The organism is Halomonas sp. NPDC076908 (assembly GCF_050269715.1).
Lineage (GTDB): Bacteria > Pseudomonadota > Gammaproteobacteria > Pseudomonadales > Halomonadaceae > Vreelandella.
Genome location: NZ_JBNNIW010000011.1, coordinates 69,749 through 86,660 on the forward strand (window position 1 = coordinate 69,749; position 16,912 = coordinate 86,660).

Genomic DNA, 16,912 nt, shown 5'->3' on the forward strand with positions numbered 1-16,912 from the left:
ACAACCAGCGAGTTGCCCATGCTAACGCGCCTAACCGCTTCGTTAACTCTGCCGGTGATCGGCTCTCCCATGTTTATCGTCTCAGGGCCTGATTTGGTCATTGCCCAGTGCCAGGCAGGGATTATTGGTGCTTTTCCAGCGCTCAATGCCCGTCCAGCGGAAGTACTGCGCGAGTGGCTACAGCAGATCACTCAAACCCTGGCCGACTATGACGAGCTCCACCCCGATAATCACTCAGCGCCCTTTGCAGTTAATCAAATCGTGCACCCCACTAACGACCGTCTGGAGCACGATGTGGCCTTGTGCGCCGAGTTCAAGGTGCCGCTAGTGATCACCAGCCTGCATGCGCCTAATCGCATAGTGGAGCAGGTGCACGCCTATGGCGGGATGGTGTTTCATGATGTCACCACCTTGCGACATGCCAAGAAAGCGATTGATGCGGGCGTGGATGGCTTAATATTGGTGTGTCATGGCGCAGGCGGTCATGCCGGACGGTTAAACCCCTTTGCGTTTGTGGCTGAGGTGCGGCGCTTTTATGATGGCCCATTGGTGCTGGCGGGGGCGATGACCAGAGGTGAACAGATCGTTGCCGCCCAAGCGCTGGGGGCGGACTTGGTCTACATGGGCACGCGCTTTATTGCTACTCAAGAAGCCAATGCCCAAGCGAACTACAAGCAGATGGTGTTAGACGCAGCGGCGGGAGATATCGTTTATACCAACCTGTTTACCGGAGTGCACGGTAACTACTTACGACAAAGTATTGAAAATGCTGGGCTCGACCCCGATGAGCTACCTGAGGGCGATAAAGCCTCAATGCGCTACGGCTCAAGGGGCAGCAGTAAAGCTAAAGCGTGGCGGGATATCTGGGGCGCAGGGCAGGGCGTGGGTAGTATTAACACGCTGAATAGCGTGGCCGAAGAGATTGCCACGCTACGCGCAGATTATCACCAGGCGCTAGATCATTTGCGACGGCGTTGACGAAACGCCGCCACCCGCGTTTGGAAGTCGTCAGACGCTTTACACTGATCCTGTAGCTTGCCTTCTAAGTGCATGGTGTCGCTAAGTGAACGTTGTGCCGCTTCCCGTAAGGCGAGCTTGGTGACGCTTAACGCCTGGGGCGATTGGCCAACCAGCGATTGGGCCAACTTACGAGCTTCCATTAGGACCTGGTTATCTTCAACCATCCGGTTGGCCAAACCCAGCGTCACACAGCGCTCGGCAGGGATGGGCGTGGCGAGGGCCGCCATCTCAAACGCCTGGACGTGGCCAAGTTGGCGAACCAAGTGCCAGCAGGCGCCGCCATCGGGAATGAGGCCAATATTGATAAAGGCAAGTTTTAGGTAGGCGGAGCGCCCCATCACTACCATGTCGCTGGCGAGAACGTAGGAAACACCGATGCCCGCCGCGGCGCCGCTAACCGCGGCAATCACCGGTTTATCCATCGACATTAACGTGCGTAAGGCAGGCAGAAAGAGTGTTTCGAGGCGTTGGCTGGCGGGTTGGGACATTGCTTTCTCAAACTCGGCAAGATCAGCGCCCGCACAAAACGCGCTGCCTTCTCCATGCAGAATTACGCAGCGCACCTGTTCATCAATCGCTATCGCCGCCAGCGCTTTATTAAGCGCCAAGGCGGTGGTTTCATTGAGGGCATTACGTACCTCTGGGCGCGCAATCGCTACTTCGACGACGCCGTTTTCAATGGCACTGATAGTTACTAACTTGCCGAGAGGGTCTGACATATAGCGCTCCTTTTTAACTTTCCCAGGCAACGTTTTTAGGTAACTTTTAACAGCTCGCTGACCGTTTCAAGGTGGTAGTCGCTGTCGCCCAAATAGTGATCGAACATCACCAGGTGCTTGGCGTAGCTTGCGACATAGCACTCGTCAGACATACCCATGCCGCCGTGAAGTTGGATCGCCTGTTCGGCAATAAAACGCGCCGATTCGCCGCAGTAGGCTTTGGCCGCGGCAATTTTATAGTCCCGCTCACTGGCGGGCAGGGTTAGGCTAGTGGCGGCCAATATCGCCATGGAGCGGGACTGCTCCAGGTGTAGATGCATATCCACCATGCGGTGCTGAAGCGCCTGGAAATTGGCAAGCGGCAAGCCAAATTGCTTCCGCTCTTTTAGGTAGGCCAGAGTTTGATCGCAGGCCTCCTCCATTGCGCCGATAGCTTGGGCGCAGAGCGCTGCGCGGCCTAGGGCCAGCACCTCGGCCAGCGCGTCACTGACATCGACGCTCAGACAGTTTTCTACCGTTAGCGTAACGTTTTCCAGGGTAAGGTCACCGGCAGGCTGATCATCGATAGTGCGATAGAGGTGGGAAGATGTGCCAGGAGCATTTGTGGGCACAATAAATAGCCCTAGTTTGCCGTTATCTAATCGTGCTGTGACCAACGTTGCAGCGGCGGCTTGTAGGTTCAATACCACATCTTTTCTGCCATTTAACTGCCACTGGCCGTCACGCTGGGTGGCCTGGGTAGAGATGGCAAAGGCATCGTAACGAGCGCTGTGTTCCTGCCAGGCAAAGGCTAACTGATGCTCGCCTTCAAGCAGAGGGGTTAGCCAGCGCGTTTGCTGTTCGCCGTTGGCGGTTAGGGCCAGCAGTTGGCCGGGTAGCACCAGGCCCGCAAGGTAGGCTTCCGGAACCAGACCGCGTCCTAGCGCCTGCATAATGATCATCAGGTCGGTACCGTCGCCACCTAGACCACCCACGTCTTCGCTGAAGGGCATATGCAGCAGACCCAGTTCGGCAAAGGTGCGCCATAGTGCAGAATCACCGTTTAGAGTGGCGGCCAGCACAGCGCGGCGCTGCTCGGGGGAAACCTGATCAGCCATCAGGCGGGTGAGCGTCTCTTCGAGCATGCGCTGCTCGTCAGTTAAAGCAAAATCCATGGTGACCCCCTTACATACCTAAAATGGTTTTGGCGACGATACTTTTTTGTATCTCGTTGGCACCGCCATAAATCGACAGCTTGCGGCGGTTGAAGTACTGGGCGCTGGCCGCTGCGCTTTGGGCGCGTTCGGCATCCAGGCTGCCTTCGCCATGTAGGAAATCGGGGAAAAACGGCAGGGCGGCGGGGCCAAGGGCACGACGGGTAAGTTCGCTTAGCTCCTGGCGAAGTTCTGAACCGCGCACTTTCAGCAGCGAGCTCTCTGCCCCGGGCACGCCGCCATCACGAGCTGCGGCAATCACGCGAAGGTTGGTAACTTCCAGCGCCATTAGCTCAAGTTCCGCTTTCACTACCCGCTGGCGGAAGCTGGGCAGCTCTAGCAGCGGTTTGCCGCGATGTTGAATCCGGCTAGCCAGGGACTTCAAATGACGTAAGGCTTGCTTGGCGTGTCCAAGCCCGGCAATACCCGTGCGTTCATGGGTGAGCAGAAACTTAGCGCAGGTCCAGCCCTGGCCCTCTTCACCGACGCGGTTTTCAACCGGCACCCGCACGTTGTCTAAAAAGACTTCATTGACCTCGTGAGCACCATCCAAAGTGATAATAGGTCGCACAGTGATGCCAGGGCTCTGCATATCTATCAGCAGAAAACTAATGCCCGCCTGTTTCTTAGCGTCTGGATCGGTACGCACCAGACAGAACAGCATGTTGGCGTGCTGGCCGAGGGTCGTCCACGTCTTCTGACCATTAACGATATAGTGGTCGCCATCGCGCACCGCGCGGGTATTCAGTCCCGCTAAGTCGGAACCCGCGCCAGGTTCAGAGTAACCTTGGCACCACCAGTCCTGATTGCTCAAAATGCGCGGCAGGTAACGCTGCTGTTGTTCAGCGCTACCGAATTTCATAATCACAGGCGCCACCATATTGACGCCAAAGGGCACTACCGTAGGCGCGTGGGCCGCGGCGCACTCTTCATCAAATATATGCCGCTGTACGGGGCCCCAGCCTGGGCCGCCGTGCTCCTTTGGCCAGTTAGAGGCTAGCCAGCCCTGTTCGCTGAGAATGTTCTGCCAGCGCAGGTGATCATCGGCACGCAAGTGGCGTCCCAGGCGCCCGCGGTCGCTGATATCGCTGGGCAGCGCATCGGCTAGAAAAGCGCGAACCTCTGCGCGAAAGGCCTGCTCTTCGGGACTAAAGGTGAGGTTCATAGGTGTGTGTCCTTAAGGGTAGCCTGACGGTGGGGCCCACCTAAATGGCGCGGATAGCCGAGAGCCTCCACCGCCAGCAGATCAATATCGCTCTCGCGGTAGCAAAAGCCCTGCTCGGCAATGCTGCGACTCGCCTTTTCAAGGGCAGACTGCCTTTCGCTGGCCGACGCTTGCTGGCTGGCAGCGTGTAGGGTGTTCAGCAGACTTTGCTGTTGGCTAACTACCACGCTTAACCGTAACGCTTTAAGCGTAAGCGCCGCTCGCTGTTGGGTAAGTGCTTCGCCACTGTGGTTAACCAGCTCTACCATAGTGCCGTTTTCAGCAACGATCAGGGTTAGCGCCGTATCGCTTTCACTGCTGGTGCCGATATTTTCTAGGGCGATGGCAGGGCACGCCATGCCCGAATCCCTGGGCGCATTTGGCGCCAGTAGGCAGAGTTCGCTGGCACTGTCTGGTGCACTGGTTAAGGTAATGCCCGCCATTTTCGCGGCTTTCTGCAGGCGTTCAAACAGTGGATCTTCGCCGATCAGCGCAACCTGTTTAAAAACGTCGGCGTGCTCAACCTCAGGCACCACGTGGGGGCTGCGGGCAGCGAAAAAGAGGTGAATCAGCCCGGCGCGCTGTGGGGAGTCCATACAGGCCAAAAACAGCTCCCGCTCACGACGCAGGCCATCTTGAAATGATTCAGCCATCACGCTGGCCTCAACGGCCTCCACAATACGAAACGGTGAGAAGAGTTCGGGAGATTCCTGGTTAAGGCGCGTGAGTGTAGAAGCGATCGCTTGGGGATTAGCCGTAGGGGCAGTGAGCTTGCCAGTGATGCGTGGCGTCTGATTGCCTTTCAGCACCTCTTTGGCTGCCGCCAGGCCTGCTTCAAGTGGTGTTGCAGCACTGCTAATGGCATCGATAATGCCCGCCTCAAGCGCTTCTTCTGCCGTCACAAAGCGTCCGCTGGTGATCATCTCTAAAGCGCGCTCAACGCCGACTAAGCGCGGTAACCGCTGAGTGCCTCCGGCGCCGGGCAGTAGGCCAAGCTTTACCTCCGGAAGCCCAACGCGGGTTCCGGTCAGTGCCACTCGGTAGTGGCAACCCAGCGCAACCTCCAAGCCGCCGCCCAGCGCCGTGCCGTGCAGGGCGGCAATCAGCGGCTTTGGGCAGGCTTCCAGTTGGGTGATCACATCGGGCAGCAGAGGCGCTTTGGGCGGCTTACCAAACTCCCGGATATCGGCACCGGCGATAAAGGTGCGGCCATCAGCTAACACTACCAGCGCTTTAGCTTGCGTATCGGCGATACCTTCTTCCAGCGCGTTTAGTAAGCCACTACGTACCGCGTGGCTTAGCGCGTTAACCGGCGGATTGGCGATCTTTATAACGCCTACATCGCCGTGGCGCTGATAATGAACGGACATAGCTTGCTCCCGTATTTCGTATGATAAGTTGTTGAAGGTATTCTTGTTGCCCCGGCCGCTAAACAACGGATGCTTTATGAGATCTTTGATGTTGCCGCTGACTTAAACGCGCCAAGATAACGCCTGGCAGCAGCGCTGCAGCGGCCAGGCCGATCAGTTCCCACTGGCTGAGGGGCACCATTCCGCCGCCCGGTAGTGCCAGCAGTAAACCTGCAACCAATACCAAACCGCGAATAATGCTCTCTTGCAGTGCGCCGTAACCCAGACGTCCCACACCTATCAAGTAACCCTGCATCGCGGAGGCAAACAGAATGATGCCCGCCACTGCCTGGATAAACACCGCCACAATGATCAGTGGCTCTCCCTGCATAATCAGCGCGGGGTTGAGCACAAACAGGAAGGGAATAAAGTAGATCACGCTGCCTAGTCGCATCGCCTGTAGGCCGGTCGCCATGGGGCGAGCGCCAGCAACGGTTGCGGCGGCAAAGGCACCAAGTGCCACTGGTGGGGTAATAAAGCTCAGCATGCCCCAGTACAGGATGAACATATGTACCGCCATGGGATCCAGTCCGCCGCCTTGAATCAAAGCAGGCGCTAGCGCCACGGCAAGGAAGATATAGGCGGCGGTCACGGTCATGCCAATACCTAGCACGAAGCTCGTTACTGCGCCCATGAGTAGCAGTAACGGGACACTGCCACCGGCGATATTGATAAAGTCGTTGGCGATAGTGCCAGAGAGGCCGGTCATGGAGAGTGCGCCGACCAGCATCCCGACACCAGCCAGGATGGCGATGAGCTCGGCAAACAGCTTAGCGGCAGAGGAGAGGGTGTCTCCGACATCCTTCCAGCCCCAACGGTTGTGTTTGGAGAGCTGGTTGAGCACCAGTAGCAGTGCAGTGGCGTAAAAAGGGGCGACCGCTTCACGCTGCATAATCAGCAGCATCCATACCAGCAGTGCGAAGACGAAAATAAAGTACCAGCCTTCCTTTAAAGTTTGCCATAAAGAGGGCAGTTCAACAGCAGGCAACCCTTTGATGTCGTTACGCGCTGCGTAGGCATCAATTTGTATAAACAAACCTAGGAAGTAAAGGATTGAAGGAATCACTGCCGCAAGTGCGATGGTGGAGTAGGGAACATCCAGAAACATCGCCATTACAAAGGCGGTGGCACCCATAACCGGGGGCATCAATACACCACCGGTTGATGCGCAGGCCTCGACGCCCCCTGCAAAAGAGCGGGTCATGCCGATACGGCGCATGGCGGGGATTGATAGAACGCCGGTGGTCAGCACGTTGCTGATGACGCTGCCGCTCATGGAGCCCATTAGGCCGCTGGAGAAGATCGATACCTTGGCCGGGCCGCCGCGCACATGGCCCAATAGAGCGAAGGCTAAATTAATGAAAAATTTACCGCCGCCGCTTTTTTGCAGCACCACGCCAAACACCAAAAATCCAATCACCAAGCCTGCAAAAGCCTGCAGCGGTACGCCCATGATGCTTTCGGTGCTCATGGTGTGGTACATGGCCGTTTCTTCAAGGGATGAAGGAAACGCTTGGATAGGGCCGGGCACAATATCCGCTACCAGCGGATAGAGTGAAAACACGCCAGCAATAATCGCAATCGGTAAGCCACCCGCTCGGCGGGCGGCTTCAATAATTAATAGCCAGTAGGCGTAACTGGCGTAAATGGCTAAATCTGGGGCAGCAAACGCCCAGCCACGTTCAAGAATCGGTACGGCGTTATAAACAAAGTAGCCACCGACGATGAACGTGACGGCACTTAATAGGTAGTCGTACCAGGGAACAGGTTGCTCTTGCTGGCTACTGCGCATAGGCCAAAGCAGGAAAACCAGCGGTAATAGAAGAGCAACCACGGCATAGTAGAACTGTGTTTCCAGGCCAGTCACGAAGGTAAGCCAGCCAATGTTGAACAGGTAATCCAACGTCATCAGCATTAAGACCACGGTGACAGCGGCGGGTACCCAGCGCAGCGCCGGGGGGAGCTGACGAATTTGGCTGATTTTTTCTTTAACCTGCTGAGCATTGGCAGGTGCGGTTTCTGTGGTCATGGCGAGGTATCTGTGGTTGTGACGACTGGTGTATGGAAATATCCGTCAATCAGCAGGGGCGACGAACGCCGCCCCGTAGAGGATTATTCGAGAAAGCGGTTCACTCGAAGATTGGTTCGAAGCCGGCGTCATTCAGCGCGGTCGCGCGGGCTTCCATCCAGTCTGAAGTAAAGGCCTCATCATCACTGGGCGCGTCTTGCATAAAGCTTTCCCAGGCGCTTAGCAGTATTTCCTGACGCTCAACGAGCTGATCCTGATGTGCCTGCATTTCGTCGGTCCACACATCGATCTCTTTGTAGTACTCCACTACCGCATCGTGAAACGGCACGACCCATTGAAGATCCTGCTCTTCCAGGGCATAGCCAAGTGCGCCTGGCGCGTTGTCTTTATAGTCGTCAAAGTTTTCCTGCATCGCTTTGATCAGCCCATAAGCGACGTTGTCTTCCAGGTCTTGATTGGCCACCACAATCGGGTAAGGGTAGCTGGCGCTGGGTACAGGGTTGTCGACGCTAATACCACCAGCACCTGCGGTCACTTCATGGGGGCGGAAATAGGGGGCAACTGCAGCCATGCGCTCCCAGCCAGCTTCATCTTCAGGGTCGAGTACTGGCCAGCTAATACCGCGTGGGCTACTGGCAAGCTGCTGCGCAGGTGGGGTAACGGTAGTGGTAAACGATGCGTCCACATCACCGGCAATAATACCGTCGAAAGAGCGTCCGTAGCCGGGGTAATCAACCCGCTCTACGTCGTCCCAGCTAAGACCACCAAAGGCTAAATACGCCTCGGTACCTTTATTGAGGGCATCGTCGCCACGGATATAAGCGATACGTTTGCCCGCCAAGTCAGCAGGCGTTTCAACATCTAAATCACCCGCGACCGCCAGGGATAATCCGAAAGAGGCCGTAGAGGTGGTAATAACGCGCAGCGGCTGTGGGCCCCAATCGCGGTCAGCAAACATCATCACGCCTTCCGCGCCGTAGTAACTGGCAATCCCACAGGCGCACAGATCAACGCGACCCTGCTTAAGCGGTGTCATGCGTGATACATCGTTATCCCCCGGCAGGATACGCACCGATGAATCGTATTTATTTTGCAGCATATTGCCGATGGCCACCGCTTGGGCGTAGCCACTTGAATTGGTGCCGTAAGCAGTCCAAGCCATGGTTCTAGGCAGTTCAACCTCACTGGCATGACTAACGGCAGCGCCAAGCAGTGATAAAGGCAAGGCGGCGATGAGCAGGCGTTGAGTAAATGGACGCATTGAAATGCTCCTTTATTGTGGTTGTGATAATGGCGGTTGCGATGAACGTTAGTTACGTTCGGTTACTTGGTGTTTCGCTATGCGGTACTGTGTTCTGCAAAGTGGTAGGCTGATAGTAGAGAAGCCGCTGGGGGAATGTCAACGCTGTTGTCAATGGGTGGCTTAGTTAGCATTAGACAGACGCAAAAAAGCTAGGCAAGTGCCTGGCTTTTCAAAGAGCTAGCGGATTTTTTTAGTTTGAAAATTCACGCCAAGCGGCATAGGTACTTAGAAAAACTCGTCCAGTTAGCGCTTCTAGGAAGTCACTCTTCTTGAGTTGATCCATTACCGGCCCTTTTACTTCTGATAAATGCAGTTTTACGTCGGAATCTTTTAACCGAGCATTGATCGCATCCAGGCTCTCAAGTGCCGACGCATCAATCAGATTGACGGCTGAACAGATCAACACAACGTGCTCCAGCTCAGGATGACTCGCCACTAGGTTATAAACGGTGTCTTCCAAATATCGGGCGTTAGCAAAATAGAGGCTCTCATCTATTCGTAGCAGCGCCACGTTATGCACCGTTTCGACATCGTGGCGGATAACATTGCGAAAGTGTTCGGTGCCAGGTACGCGGCCAACCAAGGCGCTATGTGGGCGGCTGGTACGGTATAAAAACAGCGCAATAGACAGGGTGACACCGCCGATAATACCGGCTTCAACGCCTTCGCACAGAGTAAGCAGAATAGTCACCGCCATCGCGGCAAAATCACTGCGCGAGTAGCGCCAGGTCTGACGTAGCATGGGAATATCAACCAGCGTCAAAATCGAGACGGTAATGGTCGCCGCCAGGGTTGCGATAGGCAGGTAGTAGAGCCAGCCGGTGAACGACATGGTGATTAGCGCAATGCCCAGCGCGGCAAAGGCACCGGCAGCCGGGGTTTGTGCTCCAGCATCGTAGTTGATCACCGTGCGTGATAGCCCGCCTGTCACCGGCATACCGCTGGAAAAACCGGCGGCCAGATTGGTGGCTCCCAGGCCTATTAACTCTTGATTGGGTGAAATGCGCTGGCGCCGTTTAGCCGCTAGCATTTGGCCCATGGAAACTGACTCCACAAAGCCAACCAGACTAATCAGCAGCGCTGGAATCAACAGTGCACGCCATAGCGAATAGTCACCCAAGGGAAAGCTCAGGGCGGGTAGCCCACTTGGAATATCTCCCACGACGGCCACATTCACTTCAGCTAATTGCCAGTGCCAGGTAATTAAGGTGGTGATAATTACCGCAAATACTGGTCCAGCTTTTGCAATGAGATCCGCCAGGGCGAGCGGGAGGCCTATTTTATGCAGGCTGGTTTTACCGTAGAGGCGTAAAACGATCAAAAAAAGCAGGGTTCCACTACCAATCAATAACGTGGGTAAGTTGAAAGCGGCTAAATTAGGTACCAGTGTGATCAGGCGTTCAACCAGGGTGAAGCCACTACTTTCGATGCCCAGCAAGCTGCCAAACTGGCTGGCGGCGATTAAAATGCCCGAGGCAGTTAAAAAGCCAGAGATAACCGGGTGGCTAAGAAAGTTGCTAAAAAAGCCCATTTTTAGCAGCCCCATCACTACCAGCATGCCACCGGAAAGCAGCGACAGAATCAGCGCTGCCTGCAAATAGGTATCCGTACCTGTTGCCGCCACGGATGAGAGCGCGGCGCCCGTCATCAGCGCGATGATGGCAACCGGCCCTACCGCGAGGGTTTTGCTGGTGCCAAATAGGGTATACACCAGTTGCGGTAGGATGCTGGCGTAAAGACCCACCACCGCAGGTAGCCCAGCAAGCAGCGCATAGGCGAGCGACTGGGGAATGACCATCACGGTGACGATCAATCCGGCAAGAAGGTCGGCTCCCAGTAGGCGTTTATGATAGTAGGGCAGCCACGTCAAAATGGGCAGATAGCGCTTTAGCATGGCGTCCAGGTGTCATGGATGAGGCAGTAGAGAAAGGGTAAGGGATATTTCCTTTAGTTGCAGTGCTTATATTCATTTGTACTTCAGTAATCGCTATAAAAAGTCGGTTTTATGACACCTTCTGCCCCCAAAGTGCTACTTCTTTCATCAGCGTAACCCGTTAAGATTACCACTCAAAAGTGAGTTAATTTTTCTTACGTATGGCTCCGATACTCAATAACGCCAATAAAAGAGTACACCTCTATGCGCATATTGCTACTACTGGCTCCATTGCTGTTGTTAGCCTTGTCAATAGGCCTTGCCTCTCAAGGTGGGCTATGGATTTACGCTGCGCTGCTGTGTGCCGCTTTGGGCGGGGGGGCTGTTTTGCTCAATACGCTGGACGGCATTTATCGTGCCGATCAGCGTCGCCTTGAGCAGCGTCAGCGTGGTTTCAAATCTCTGCGCGATTATCGTTCACTGCGCGCCATGGCCTACCGTTTAATGAACCGGGCTAGTAGCACAGCGATAGCATCAGCAGAAGTTTCACACTATGCCGATCTAATGGATCAACGCCTTACTCAACAGGAGACCATGGCCCGTGAGGCGTCATCCAGTATGACAGCCATCAATGCTGCTATTATGCAGGTCAGTTCCAGCGCTAGTCAGGTAGCGGCACTGGCAGAGAGCGCCCGGGAAGCCAGCCACCACAATCATGCCGAACTGGACGATATTGTCCAGGATATGGGCGATGTTGCTGAACGCTCTAATCAAGCGCTGGAAATGCTCACCGCGTTGAACGATAAAATTGAGCGGGTACGCAGTGTTACCTCCATGATTGAAGGTATTGCTGAGCAGACGCATTTGCTATCGCTTAATGCCTCGATTGAAGCGGCACGCGCTGGTGAGCACGGTAGAGGATTTGCCGTAGTGGCGGGGGAAGTGCGTAACTTAGCGCTGAAGACTTCCACTGCCACCCAAAGCGTCGATGAACTGGTTAAAGATATGCATGTAAGCGGTCACACGGTGGTCGACACTATTGGCGACCTAATGACACGGATTAGCAAGCGCTCAAAGGGCCTGCAGGTAGTAGGTAGTAGCCTCGGCACGATGACCCAAGAGTTTGATCAAGTGCAGAGTGAAATTACCCGCGTTGCCGACGCGATGGAAAATACCCGACAGCATAGCCAAACCGTGGCCGATAGCCTGCGTCAGCTAGAAGAAGATGTGGATGAAGGTAACCGCAATATGCACGATTTGGCTGAGCAGGCCCGGGCATTGATGGAGGCTGCGGAAGGGGTGGATGGAGAGCTGGCGCAACAGCATTTAGAAGGACGCCATCAGCAGGTGTTTCGTGCCGCACGCTCAACCGCGGACCAATTAGGCAAACTGTTTGCAAAAGCGGTGGCCAGCGGTGAGCTTTCAGAAAGCAAACTTTTCCAGCCCCATTACGAGCAAATTCCAGGCACTCATCCGCCGCTATATAAAACCGGCTTTGACGGGTTTACCGATAAGCATCTGCCCAATATGCAAGAGCCGCTGTTGAAGCAGCTAGGGCTAAGCTACGCCATTGCCTGCGACCGAAAAGGGTACGTGCCGACCCATAATCAGGCGGTTAGCCGTGAACCCACCGGGGATTACACACATGACCTGAAGTTCTGCCGCAGCAAACGAATTTTTGATGACCCTACCGGCAGCCGTTGTGGCGCCCATGAAAAGCCGCTATTACTGCAAACCTATAAGCGGGATACCGGCGAGATCATGCACGATCTCTCGGTACCCGTGTATGTGCAGGGCAAGCACTGGGGCGGCTTCCGTATTGGCTACCAGCCTGAACGGGATACAGCACCGTCTCCTATACCTGAAACAGCCGTGGATGCTAAATCAACACCATCTCTTGCATTAACTAGCCGCGGCGTAGCGCGGGCGTAATTGCCACGCCGACCATGAGTAGAGCGCAAGGCCTAGCCAAATAAGCACAAAGGTCGCCAACTGGATGACGCCCAGGGGTTCGCCGAATACGGTTAGGGCGATTAAGAACTGAATGCTTGGGTTGATGTACATCAGAAAGCCCAGGGTTGCTAATCGTAACCGGCGGGCCGCGCCTGCAAACGCCATTAGTGGTAGCGCCGTTAGTGCGCCACTGGCGATCAATAGACTGGTGGTTGAGGTATTCTGCATAAAGTGTGACGTACCGTTCCAGCTTAGCCACGTAAGTGCCATGAGGGCGAGAGGGAATAGCAGCAGGGTCTCCACAAATAGCCCCGATAAACCATCTAGCGGCACCTGTTTGCGAAACAGGCCGTAACTGCCGAAGCTTAATGCCAGTATTAAGCTAATCCAGGGTAGCTCGCCGAGCATCACAAATTGAATTGCAATGGCGATGCTTGCCAAGCCAAGCGCCACCAATTGCAGTTTAGCCATTACTTCGCGCAGTACCAGCATGCCCAGTGCAACGTTCACCAATGGCGTTAAAAAGTAGCCAAGGCTTGCCTGCAATACTTGCTTGGACTCCACTGCATAGATATAGATGCCCCAGTTAAAGGCAATCAGTAGCGCACAGGCCAACACTCGCCCAAGCCGCCTGGGTTCGCCCAGGGCAGCGACCACTGGCGGCCAACGGCGCAGTACTGTGATCAAGCCCACTAAAAACAGACACGCCCAAATGATACGGTGTATCAAAATTTCAAACGCTGGAACGCCATCAAACAAGGCAAAAAACAGCGGGAAACAGCCCCACATGGTGTAGGCGGTTAGCCCGAACATAACGCCTTTGACTGCTTCAGGGTCGCGTGTTGGAGTAGGAAGCATAGCAGCCTCATTATTTAAAGATGCTAATCTAGCATAAACTTTGCAATAACAGTGGCATAAAGGAGGTGTTGAGTGAGCGAACTTCGAAACACTCTAGTGCAGTGCGATCTGCGCTGGGAGGACCCCCAAGCCAATCATGCGCATCTTGAACAGTTACTGGGTGATTTAGATAACCGCGATACCGATCTGATTGTATTGCCTGAAATGTTTGCCACTGGTTTTACCATGAATTCCCGTGAAATGGCCCAGCCGATGGCACAAAGCCAAAGCGTTGCCTGGCTTCAATCTCAAGCGAAGGCGCGTAACTGTGTGATGACCGGTAGCGTGGCGATTCATGAGGAAGGCGAGTTTTATAATCGGCTAATTTGGGCAACGCCCAAGGGTGGGTTAACCCACTACGATAAGCGCCATCTATTTCGTATGGCTGGCGAACATGAGCGCTACGGCATGGGGAGTGAGCGCAAAATTGTTGAGCTGAAGGGTTTTAAACTACTGCTGAGCGTTTGTTATGATCTGCGTTTTCCGGTGTGGATGCGCCAGCAGCCAGCAGAAGGTGAGCATTTCGAGTATGATGCGCTGCTGTGTATTGCCAACTGGCCAGCACCGCGTCGCCACCCTTGGCGCACGCTACTGCAAGCCCGTGCGGTAGAAAACCTAAGCTACGTCATTGGTGTAAATCGCGTTGGAGAAGATGCAAAAGGGCTTGCCTATAGTGGCGATTCCCTGTTGGTCGACTTCAAAGGCGAACCGCTGATTGACCAACCTGCCCATACCCCGTTTATAGAAACGGGCACGCTGGATAAAACTGCCCTTGATGCTTTTCGTGAAAAATTCCCTGCTTGGCAAGATGCCGACCGTTTTAAGCTACTGCCAGGAGTGGGCCAATGATGCGCCTTGATCGTTTTTTAAGTGAAACCTCGCCATTAACCCGCAGCTTAGCCAAGCGAGCGCTCAAAAATGGTGAAGTGACGTTAAACGGTGAGCCGATTAAACAGTCGGCGACCCAGATCGACACCGATAATGATGTGGTTGTTCTGAACGGTGAGCGGTTAGCGCTGGTGGGTGTGCGCTACATTATGCTGCACAAGCCTGTTGACGTTGAGTGTAATGCCCGCCGTGGGCTTTACCCAAGGGCGATCGATCTAATTGATGTGCCCAAGGCCGAGCGCCTTCAGCCAGTAGGGCGGTTAGATGTGGATACCACGGGGCTGTTGCTACTAACCGATGATGGTCACTGGTCCCATCGCGTCACCTCGCCGCGCCATCGTTGCGCCAAGGTGTATATCGCTGAGCTAGCGGAACCCATGGAGGGTGCGGCGGCAGAGTGGGCGATTGGCCAAGTGGCGGAAGGCATCATGCTGGATGGGGAAGAGACGCTCACTCAGCCCGCTACCCTGCGGCTGCTATCGCCCACGCAAGCAGAGCTGACGATTACCGAAGGGCGCTATCATCAGGTAAAACGCATGTTTGCCGCTTTAGGTAACCACGTCAATTCGCTGCACCGCAGTTCCATCGGTGATCTAGCGCTGGACGAAAGCTTAGCCCCCGGAGAATGGCGAGAGTTAACCGCCGAAGAAATCGCGCTTTTCTGAATTGAGGGTCGGCAACGATTCTGACGAAATCCTCCAAAAAGCGCATTAACCATCTGTTTTACAAGCCCTAAATTAACTATTTCATCGCGTGCAGACGATGCGTTACCTGCCGTATTCCCACACCCAGTAGCCAAAAGCCGCGGCACATAAAAGCCATGTGCCAATAACGACTGCGGCCGCAACGTGGCTGATCGGCTTGGTTGCCACTTTAGCTGCTTTCGAGCGACTCGCTTCTATCACATTCGATGGCGTCAGCTTGATGACAAGGACGATGCCCAGCGGGACCAAGATAATGTCGTCAAGATAGCCCAGGATCGGTATGAAGTCCGGAATGAGATCAATTGGACTCATGGCGTACGCTGCGATTGCGAGCGCAAGCAGCCGAACGACTATGGGGGTATTCGAGTCTCGCGCCACAAAATAAACCGTCAGCGCATCATGCTGAATGCGTTTTGCCGCAGCTCGCAGCCTGCCAAAGGTCACGGTAGACATCTAAACTTCTCCTTGCGCGATTGGCATTACTCGCAACTCTCAGGGATGATCAGGCCGAGACAATAGCGGGCTATTTAGCCAGGCTTGTTTGTAGTTGTTTCAACTGACCCTGGAGGACAGCTTTTTCCTGCAGTAATTCGCGATTCTGATCGTTGAGGAACTGGTTTCGGTCGTCAGCCGCTGCCACGCGCTCTCTGAGGTCGGAGATCCGCTGCTGGCAGGCCGCGAGATGTTTTTCAGAATCCGTTAGGGCCGCACCAAGCTTCTCCCGGTGTTCGGCGTCGCTATCTCGCTCCAGCTGGAGGCGGTCGACTGTCGCTTCCAGCGTTTCTGTTCGCGTTGCCCATTGTGTTATGACGGCCTGGCTCGCGTGCAACTTTTCTTTCAAGTTTTCAGCGTGATCCTGACTGGCCTCATAGCGCTGGTTTATTTGGTCGCGATGTTGTCTCAGCGTGTCGCGGTCCTGTTCGCTGGAGCGGAGCTGCTGCGTCAGCTGATCCACCTGACCCTCCAGCCCTGACTGGGTCCTGTGGAACTGGTCCCGTTCATGACGGCGATCCTCGGCAATCTCCTGCTGGTAGTGCTCGAAATGGCTGCGGATATCGCGGTTTTCCTGCTTCATCTCTTGGACGGTTGCAGTGGTCTCACTGAGTTTCTCCTGACTTGCCTCCAGTTTGGACGTGAGTGAGGCCGCCCGGAGCTGTTCCTGTTGAAGAGCGTGGGCCTGGGCATCGCTTTCGTTGCGAAGCGCTTCATTGGCCTTCTCCAGCCCGCAGCGTTGCTCTTCCAGTGACTCGCACCGCTGCCGCACCTCTTCCAGCTCGGTGCGCCATTGCTGTTCCAGCGTCTGGTGCGCTTCGCGCTCCTGCGTAATACGTTCATCGGCCGCGTATTGAGCTCGCTCATGCAGGGCTTTCACGGCGGCCACCAAGTCAGCCGGGAGTCCGTTCAGATCCGCTGCGGCTTCGCTGCCTGATTTCCAACGTTTCAGCATTGGCCCGAGAGTGCTGCGACTGCCGGTACCGAGCTCCGATCGCACCCGGTCGACAGTGGGCTCGTCACCGCGTTGGCGGACGCGTTGCGCAGCGTTGGCGACATCCTGGTAGGTAATTCCGGCGCGGGCCATGACATGCCTCATTTTTATCATATAACGTGATATGTAATATTACGTTATTTATGAGATAATTAACAAAGTTAATTTAAGACCCATAACGCACGTTAAAGCGTATTAACGTGCGTTAGAGTGTGGTCTGCTCTATTCTGCCCC

14 protein-coding genes are annotated in these 16,912 nt (G+C 55.0%); 4 read left to right on the plus strand and 10 right to left on the minus strand.

Annotated elements, in window-relative coordinates; all coding sequences use genetic code 11:
• Positions 1 to 18: 18 nt before the first annotated feature.
• The gene (locus ACQKE4_RS08560; RefSeq protein WP_427387842.1) at positions 19 to 978 is read left to right on the plus strand and encodes an NAD(P)H-dependent flavin oxidoreductase; all 960 of its coding nucleotides are present in this window, start codon (positions 19 to 21) and stop codon (positions 976 to 978) included.
• Here ACQKE4_RS08560 and ACQKE4_RS08565 read toward each other — a convergent pair.
• The 7 genes from ACQKE4_RS08565 to ACQKE4_RS08595 form a co-directional block, all read right to left on the minus strand.
• Positions 960 to 1,739 carry an enoyl-CoA hydratase/isomerase family protein gene (locus tag ACQKE4_RS08565; RefSeq protein WP_427387843.1) on the minus strand — a complete coding sequence of 260 codons (780 nt, stop codon included), beginning with the start codon at positions 1,737 to 1,739 and terminating at the stop codon, positions 960 to 962. The genes ACQKE4_RS08560 and ACQKE4_RS08565 overlap by 19 nt on opposite strands.
• A 35-nt stretch (positions 1,740 to 1,774) precedes the next feature.
• Positions 1,775 to 2,893 carry an acyl-CoA dehydrogenase family protein gene (locus tag ACQKE4_RS08570; RefSeq protein ID WP_427387844.1) on the minus strand — a complete coding sequence of 373 codons (1,119 nt, stop codon included), beginning with the start codon at positions 2,891 to 2,893 and terminating at the stop codon, positions 1,775 to 1,777.
• Between the two features lie 10 nt (positions 2,894 to 2,903).
• Positions 2,904 to 4,097: an acyl-CoA dehydrogenase family protein gene (locus ACQKE4_RS08575; RefSeq protein WP_427387845.1), complete on the minus strand. Its 1,194-nt coding sequence runs from the start codon at positions 4,095 to 4,097 to the stop codon at positions 2,904 to 2,906.
• A complete protein-coding gene (locus tag ACQKE4_RS08580; protein WP_427387846.1) occupies positions 4,094 to 5,506 on the minus strand; it encodes an enoyl-CoA hydratase/isomerase family protein in 1,413 nt (470 codons plus the stop codon). The genes ACQKE4_RS08575 and ACQKE4_RS08580 overlap by 4 nt, the downstream gene beginning before the upstream one ends.
• Positions 5,507 to 5,564: 58 nt before the next feature.
• On the minus strand, positions 5,565 to 7,574 hold the full coding sequence (locus tag ACQKE4_RS08585; RefSeq protein WP_427387847.1) for a TRAP transporter permease: 2,010 nt from the start codon (positions 7,572 to 7,574) through the stop codon (positions 5,565 to 5,567).
• Between the two features lie 100 nt (positions 7,575 to 7,674).
• Positions 7,675 to 8,835 carry a TAXI family TRAP transporter solute-binding subunit gene (locus ACQKE4_RS08590; protein WP_427387849.1) on the minus strand — a complete coding sequence of 387 codons (1,161 nt, stop codon included), beginning with the start codon at positions 8,833 to 8,835 and terminating at the stop codon, positions 7,675 to 7,677.
• A gap of 232 nt (positions 8,836 to 9,067) precedes the next feature.
• Complete coding sequence (locus ACQKE4_RS08595; RefSeq protein ID WP_427387850.1) at positions 9,068 to 10,771, minus strand: SulP family inorganic anion transporter; 1,704 nt, start codon at positions 10,769 to 10,771, stop codon at positions 9,068 to 9,070.
• A 243-nt stretch (positions 10,772 to 11,014) separates the two neighbouring features.
• On the opposite strand from ACQKE4_RS08595, the gene ACQKE4_RS08600 reads away from it, so the two are divergent.
• A complete protein-coding gene (locus ACQKE4_RS08600) occupies positions 11,015 to 12,682 on the plus strand; it encodes a methyl-accepting chemotaxis protein (RefSeq protein ID WP_427387852.1) in 1,668 nt (555 codons plus the stop codon).
• Here ACQKE4_RS08600 and rarD read toward each other — a convergent pair.
• Positions 12,653 to 13,561 carry an EamA family transporter RarD gene (gene rarD, locus ACQKE4_RS08605; protein ID WP_427387853.1) on the minus strand — a complete coding sequence of 303 codons (909 nt, stop codon included), beginning with the start codon at positions 13,559 to 13,561 and terminating at the stop codon, positions 12,653 to 12,655. The genes ACQKE4_RS08600 and rarD overlap by 30 nt on opposite strands.
• 72 nt (positions 13,562 to 13,633) lie before the next feature.
• Here rarD and ACQKE4_RS08610 point away from each other — a divergent pair, with 72 nt between their 5' ends.
• Entirely contained in the window at positions 13,634 to 14,449 is an 816-nt protein-coding gene (locus tag ACQKE4_RS08610; protein WP_427387855.1) for an amidohydrolase, read from the plus strand.
• A complete protein-coding gene (locus ACQKE4_RS08615; protein ID WP_427387918.1) occupies positions 14,449 to 15,153 on the plus strand; it encodes a pseudouridine synthase in 705 nt (234 codons plus the stop codon). The genes ACQKE4_RS08610 and ACQKE4_RS08615 overlap by 1 nt, the downstream gene beginning before the upstream one ends.
• A 102-nt stretch (positions 15,154 to 15,255) precedes the next feature.
• Here the strand turns inward: ACQKE4_RS08615 and ACQKE4_RS08620 are convergent, their stop codons facing one another.
• The gene (locus tag ACQKE4_RS08620; RefSeq protein ID WP_008295667.1) at positions 15,256 to 15,645 is read right to left on the minus strand and encodes a YkvA family protein; all 390 of its coding nucleotides are present in this window, start codon (positions 15,643 to 15,645) and stop codon (positions 15,256 to 15,258) included.
• A gap of 70 nt (positions 15,646 to 15,715) precedes the next feature.
• Positions 15,716 to 16,771 carry a DNA-binding protein gene (locus ACQKE4_RS08625; RefSeq protein WP_023007038.1) on the minus strand — a complete coding sequence of 352 codons (1,056 nt, stop codon included), beginning with the start codon at positions 16,769 to 16,771 and terminating at the stop codon, positions 15,716 to 15,718.
• Between the last annotated feature and the right edge of the window lie 141 nt (positions 16,772 to 16,912).